Here is a 6,446-nt window from a genome sequence, read left to right as displayed (position 1 = left end):
GAGCCTCGCCGCGCCGGCCGGCCCGCGCCCGCCTGGCCCGGGCGGCTGCCCGTCCCCTCCGGGCGGGTTTACGCCTGCGGGAGCTGTTCGCGCCTGCCCTGCCGGCGGCCTGAGTCGGGCCCGCACATCGGCCTCACATCTGCCTCGCATCCCGGCGCGCCACCCTGACGAGAGTCGGGCCGTCCGAGGAGGTAGCGAAGTGATCGTGTCAGAGGAACACCCGGGTCTGCGGATGGCATCACGCCCGGCGGTCGGGGTGCCCGGGCCCGGCGGCAACAGGCTGGCGGCCCTGCGCCGGATGCGCGCCGATCCCCTCACCCGGTTTCTCGACCTGCGTCGCGCGTATGGCCCGGTGGTGCGCCTCACCGCCTGGCCCGTGTCGGCCTACCTGGTCAGCGATCCGGAGGCGATCGCGGACGCGCTGGTCGGCGGGCACCGTGCCTACGCCAAGGGCGCGGCGCGACGCGGTCGAGACGGGCGGCTGACGGTCGTCCAGCCGCTGTCGCTCCTGCTCGGCCAGGGGCTGTTGACGAGCTCCGGGCAGACCCACCGGACGAACCGGCGGCTCCTGCAGCCGCTGTTCCACCGCCGGCGGATCGCCGGCTACGGCGCGACGTTCGCCACGATCGCCGACTCCACCGCCCGCCGTTGGCGCGACGGCCAGCGCCTCGACATTCACGCCGAAATGTCCGAGATGACGTTGGAGATCGTCGCGCGCACCCTGTTCGACGTGCCGCTCGACGACGCCCTGATCGAGGTCGTCCGCACCGCGCTGCGCGAGAACATGCCGGCTGCCGGGCGCCGCGTCCTGCCCGGGTTCGCCGCCGCCGAGCGGCTGCCGCTGCCCGCCGCCCGCCGCCGGCGGGCCTCCCGCGATGCCCTCGACCGGATGGTCTACGGCCTGATCGCCCGGCGGCGGGCGGCCGGTGCCACCGGCGACGATCTGCTCTCCCTGCTGCTGTCCACCCAGGACGCCGAGACCGGTGCGCGGCTGGACGACGCCCAGGTCCGCGACGAGGCGTTGACGCTGCTGCTCGCCGGGCACGAGACCACCGCGAACGCGCTGTCCTGGACGTTCCATCTGCTCGGCGCCAACCCGCAGGCCGAGCGGGCGTTGCAGGCCGAGCTCGACACGGTGCTGGGCGGGCGGCCCCCGACGATCGACGATCTGCCCCGGCTGGAGTACACCCAGGCGGTGCTGCAGGAAGCCATGCGGCTCTACCCGCCGGTCTGGGCGATGGGCCGCCACCTCATCGAGGATCGCGAGGTCGGCGGGCATCGGCTGCCGGCCGGCTCCACGCTGCTGTTCAGCCAGTGGGTGGTGCACCGCGACGAGCGCTGGTGGCCGGACCCGGACCGGTTCGATCCGTCCCGCTGGCTGCACCCCGGCGCGGCGACGACCGGCACGAGCACCGACACCGACACCGACACGAGCACGAGCACGAGCACCGGGGCAACGCCCCAGCGCCCACGGTTCGCCTACTTCCCGTTCGGTGGCGGTCCCCGCCAGTGCATCGGCAACACGTTCGCGCTGGCCGAGGGGGCGCTGGCGCTCGCCGCGATCGCCCGGCACTGGTCGCTGCGGCCCGTGCCCGGCTTCGACGTCGTCCCCCACCCGCTGGTCACGCTGCGCCCACGGGACGGACTGCCGATGACCGCGCATCGCCGGCGGCCGAGCTGACCGGACCGGTGCGCGCCGCCGTCGGCCGGTACGGGCGGCGGACTCGGTAGCGTCTCGGCGCATGGAGCGCATCCGGACCGTGCTCATCGACATCGACGGCGTGCTGACGGTGTCCTGGCAGGCGCTGGCGGGCGCGCCCCAGGCGCTGGACCGGCTGCGGGCGGCGGGGCTCGGCGTCGCGTTCGTCACGAACACGACCTCCCGCGACCGGGCGTCGATCGCGGCGGCGCTCGCGGCCGCGGGCTTCGCGGTCGACCCCGGCGAGGTGTTCACCGCGCCCGCCATGGCCGCGTCCTACCTGCGCCAGCACCACCCGGCCGCCCGCTGCCACGTGCTCAACAGCGGGGACATCCGGGCCGATCTCGACGGGGTGGCCCTCAGCGGGCCCGGCGAACGGCCGGACGTCATCGTGCTCGGCGGTGCCGGGCCGGAGTTCACCTACGAGGCGGTCAACCAGGTCTTCGCCTGGGCGACGGACGGCGTGCCCCTCGTCGCGCTGCACCGCAACCTGTTCTGGCGCACCGGCGGCGGCCTCCGCCTCGACACCGGCGCCTACCTGCACGGGCTGGAGCAGGCACTCGGCCGGCCGGCGGTCGTCGTCGGCAAGCCGGCGGCGGAGTTCTTCGCCACCGCGCTGCGCGCTCTCGGTTCGCGACCCACGCAGGCGGTGATGGTCGGTGATGACGTCGAGCACGACGTGCTCGCCGCGGCCCGCCACGGCCTGACCGGGGTGCTCGTCCGCACCGGCAAGTTCAGGTCCGACACCCTCGCGGCGGCCTCCGGGCGCCCCGACCACGTCATCGACTCGTTCGCCGACCTCCCGGCGCTGCTCGACGGTCTCGACTGAGACCGGCCGGCGCGGTCATCGGCCGCTCTCCGCCGCCGCCGCGGGCATTCACCCGTGACGGCCCGGCACGTGCCTGTAAGATGGGATGAATGCCTGAAATTCATGCGTGGACACCACGGACCGGCGACAGCACGCGGACGCCCTCGGGCGGCGCGGCTCAGCACCGGGCGAGACACCCGTCCATGCGGCCGGCGGCAGGGGCGCCGTCACCGTCGAGTCAGCCTGCGGAGGGTTCCGCTGGGCCAATCGGCGGCGCCGTAGCTGGCGCGCCCCGCATCCTCTGACGCCGTGGCCCCGATGACCGGGCGCTCGCCGTCCGACTCGACGCCCGCCAACCTGATGTCTGCCAACTCGACGTCCGCCAACTCGATGTCCACCAACTCGATGTTCGCCGGCTCGACGTCCGCCGGCTCGACGTCCGCCGGCTCGACGTCCGCCGATCCCGCGCCGCTGCGGCAGGCCCACCCCGGGGTGCCCGTGCAGCGCCCGCCCGAGGTGCTGTTCGTGTGCGTGCACAATGCGGGGCGCTCGCAGATGGGTGCCGCGCTGCTCGACCAGCACAGCCGCGGCCGGATTCAGGCCCGCTCCGCCGGCCCCGCGCCCGCGGCGACCCTGCATCTGCCGGTGGTCGCGGCCATGGCCGAGGTCGGCATTGACCTGTCCGGTGCCTGCCCGACCCGGCTCACCGACGATGCCGTGCGCGCCGCGTCCGTCGTCATCACCATGGGCTGCGGCGACACCGTCCCGATCTACCCGCACACCCGGTACCTCACCTGGGAGCTCGACGACCCGGCGGAGAAGGTGCTCGAGGACATCCGGCCGATCCGGGACGAGATCGACTCCCGGGTGCGCTCCCTGCTGTACAGCCTCGGGGTCGCCGCCCGCGTCGGCCTGCTGCGCGACCGGCCCGAACCCGACCGGCTCGACCTCGATCAGTCGGGCTACGACCAGTCGGACCGCGACCAGTCAGGGCTCGACCAGTCAGGGCTCGACCAACCGGACCGCGGCCAGCCGGACCGGGGTGGGCATCAGCCACCCGGGAGCCCGGCCGGCGCGCGTCGCCCGCCGGCCGTCCCGCCCCGCCCGCGCCCGTACCGAACCGGCCTCGACCGGCCAGCCGTCATCGCCCGGCCCTGACCGAACGGCGCCGGAGATCAGCCGGCCGGCGCCGCGACGACGCGGGCCAGGTTCTCCAGCGACTTCTCCAGGGACGCCACCGGGACAACCGGCCACGTGATCCGGGCCTTCCACCGCTCGGGCGACCCGCTCCAGTCGCAGTAGGACGTCACGTCGGTGGTGGTCGCATCGACGGGGTCGAGCAGGTAGCCGTAGACGTGACCGACGTTCGGCATGCCGACCCCCGCGACGCTCCATTCGAGCTGCGCGTCCCGGCTGAACCGGGTGACCGTGTTGATGACCTTGTAAAGGCCGAGGGGGACATCGCCGAGCGGCTCGCGGTCCATGTCCATCTCGAAGGCGTCCCCGACCTGCTCGAGGCGCTTCGCATCGACCGGAGCGACGAGCATCCCGGAGCCGTCGATGCGCACATGGCCGTGCGGGTCCGTGATGAGCGCGAAGATCTCGCTCGCGGCGGCCGGCACTCGCCGCTGGACGGACACGCGCTCGGAGTCGGACATCGGCATCCTCCACGGATCACCCGGACCAGCGACTGCTCGCTGCTGGTGACGCTGGTCCAGCGCCGTTCTCTGTGTATGCCGCCGCGGTGCCCGGGGACAAGCGATTGCCGCCCGCCCCAGCTCGGCATTCGGCCCGCACCACCGCACGCCGTCCGGGTCCTATTCGGCGGCGATCCGCCCAACGTGGGCGACGGTACAGGTCAGCTCGGTGCCGCTGGGGACGTCCGCGCCCACCGGATGGATGGTGAACGTCTTACTGGCGCCCGAATCCACCCTGAACAGGGAGGCCAACCCGCTTTCGATTTTGCTGTCGTTGGCCTTGACGTCGACCTGGATCACGTAATTCGATCGCTTGGACGAGCCGTTGTTCACCTCGCCCGTCACCACCGCCCGATGGTTGTCCGGGTCGCGCGCGCAGCCGCTGATACGGACGTCCGCCGCCGCGCCGGACCCGTCGGAGGAGCAACCTGCCGCAACCGTCCCGAACCCGACGGCGAGCCCAAGGGCGAGCCCACCCGTCAGCACCCGGCCGGTCCACCCGGAACGGGCGGCCCGGCCGCCGTCCGACCACGGAACGCCGTCATTACGCGAAGATGACACCGGTTCAGCCTAGGCCCCTCCGTGCGACGAACGGGCCACGCCGGGAGCCGAGTCGTGTCGCCTCCCGGACTGTCCGTGGTCAGTGGTCAGGATGGCGCGTGGACGCAGTCACAGCGGCACTCGACTGAATGCGGGAGACAACGCAGGAAAAATCGTCGGGGGATGGAGCGGGCCGACCCGTTCCGCCCGCTTTCAGGAAGCGGGTAGCGCGACGACGGTGGCGCCGAGCTCGACCACTCCCCCGCACACGACGTCCGCCCGCAGGCCGCCGCGTTCCCTGAGGGCCCGCCAGACACCCGGGCGGTCGAGCAGGCGTTCAAGGTATCCGCACGGCGGACACGGCCGCGCGCCGTAGAACACCACGTCCCCGACCCGGAACGTCCGGCCGATCAGAGCCGGCAGGTCGATCCCCTCAGTAACCAGGTTGCGCCGCGTCTCGTGCTCGGCGAGCGTGACCTGACCTTCGTCGACCAGGGCACGGACCGCCTCCCGGGCGATCAGCGTCACCGCCCGCCCGGAGCCGCTCCACCCCGAGTACGTCCCGGTGCCCGCCGCGTACCGGTCCCCGGCCAGACCCCGACCCTCGATCACCCGGGCCCGGGAACGCCCCTGCATCGCCGCGCCAGGGCCGGGCGCGGTGTAGATGCCGACCAGGCGACCGCCGCGGTCCATGCTGGCGACGCTACTCCACCGGCTACCCGCGCGGCCGCCTCTCGGCGGCCACCACCACGCCGCCGTCGCCGCCGTCGCCGTCGCCGCCAGCGCCGCCACCGCCGTAACCGCCGTAACCGCAACCGACGCCATCTTTGCCAGCACAACGGCCGCAGGTGGGATGGGTCGCGGCGGCGACATCGCTGGGAAATACTCCTCGAATGAGTGAGATCCTGATCGCCGAGACGCTCGGCACCACCCGCCTGATCACCATGAACCGGCCCCAGGCCCGCAACGCGCTCGGCGGTGGGCTCGTCACCGCGCTGTACTCGGCGTTAGTCGACGCGGACGAGGACCCGGAGGTGCACGTGGTCGTCCTCACCGGTGCCGACCCGGCGTTCTGCGCCGGCGTCGACCTCAAGGAGGCCGCGCGGGACGGCAAGAAGTACTTCGACCAGTTCGAGGGCACCAACTGCGTCGGCCAGGTCGCGCGGATGCGGACCCCGATCATCGGCGCCGTCAACGGACCGGCGTTCACCGGCGGCCTGGAGATCGCGCTGGGCTGCGACTTCCTCATCGCCTCCGAGCGCGCCGTGTTCGCCGACACCCACGTGCGCGTCGGGGTGCTGCCCGGCGGCGGGCTGACCGCGCACCTGCCGCTGTTCGTCGGCGTCGCCAACGCCCGGCGGATGTCGATGACCGGCGCGCTCGTCGGCGCCGCCGAGGCCCTGCGCATCGGGCTGGTCACCGAGGTCGTGCCGCACGAGGAGTTGCGCGACCGGGCGCTGGCGGTGGCCGCGTCCGTCGGCGAGGTCGACCCGCGGATGATGCGCGGGCTGAAGAAGGTCTACGGCGACGGCACCGCCACCTACACCGGCCCGGCGAGCGCCGCCGAGGCACGCGGGACGATCGAGACCCCGCCGGCGTTCGCCGAGATCGAGCAGCGCCGGGTCGAGGTGATGGCCGGCAACCGGGCCCGCCTGGGCGCCGACCGCGGCTGAGCCGACGCCGGCCGGCCGCGGCCCAGGGA

At 73.6% G+C, this 6,446-nt stretch carries 6 protein-coding genes and 1 pseudogene; 4 read left to right on the top strand and 3 right to left on the bottom strand.

Annotated elements, in window-relative coordinates; translation table 11 throughout:
• The first annotated feature begins 232 nt into the window (after positions 1–232).
• From ND748_RS21920 to ND748_RS35110, 3 genes and pseudogenes are all read left to right on the top strand, one after another.
• Positions 233–1,681, top strand: a complete 1,449-nt coding sequence (locus tag ND748_RS21920; protein ID WP_251747860.1) for a cytochrome P450 — start codon at positions 233–235, stop codon at positions 1,679–1,681.
• Positions 1,682–1,742: 61 nt separating this feature from the next.
• Positions 1,743–2,528: an HAD-IIA family hydrolase gene (locus tag ND748_RS21915; protein WP_251747859.1), complete on the top strand. Its 786-nt coding sequence runs from the start codon at positions 1,743–1,745 to the stop codon at positions 2,526–2,528.
• A gap of 477 nt (positions 2,529–3,005) precedes the next feature.
• A pseudogene (locus ND748_RS35110) lies at positions 3,006–3,398 on the top strand (arsenate reductase ArsC); the annotation flags it as partial.
• A gap of 284 nt (positions 3,399–3,682) precedes the next feature.
• Here ND748_RS35110 and ND748_RS21905 read toward each other — a convergent pair.
• The 3 genes from ND748_RS21905 to ND748_RS21895 all read right to left on the bottom strand — a co-directional run bounded on the left by ND748_RS21905 (position 3,683) and on the right by ND748_RS21895 (position 5,536).
• On the bottom strand, positions 3,683–4,165 hold the full coding sequence (locus tag ND748_RS21905; RefSeq protein WP_251747858.1) for a polyketide cyclase: 483 nt from the start codon (positions 4,163–4,165) through the stop codon (positions 3,683–3,685).
• A gap of 159 nt (positions 4,166–4,324) precedes the next feature.
• Complete coding sequence (locus ND748_RS21900) at positions 4,325–4,690, bottom strand: hypothetical protein (RefSeq protein WP_251747857.1); 366 nt, start codon at positions 4,688–4,690, stop codon at positions 4,325–4,327.
• Between the two features lie 267 nt (positions 4,691–4,957).
• Positions 4,958–5,536, bottom strand: coding sequence for an MOSC domain-containing protein (locus tag ND748_RS21895; protein WP_251747856.1), 579 nt, complete (start codon positions 5,534–5,536; stop codon positions 4,958–4,960).
• Positions 5,537–5,637: 101 nt separating this feature from the next.
• Between ND748_RS21895 and ND748_RS21890 the strand changes: the two genes are divergently transcribed.
• Entirely contained in the window at positions 5,638–6,417 is a 780-nt protein-coding gene (locus ND748_RS21890; protein WP_251747855.1) for an enoyl-CoA hydratase, read from the top strand.
• Positions 6,418–6,446 lie beyond the last annotated feature (29 nt).

Source organism: Frankia sp. AiPs1 (assembly GCF_023716945.1).
Taxonomy (GTDB): Bacteria; Actinomycetota; Actinomycetes; order Frankiales; family Frankiaceae; genus Frankia.
This window is presented reverse-complemented; position numbering and strand designations above follow the sequence as displayed.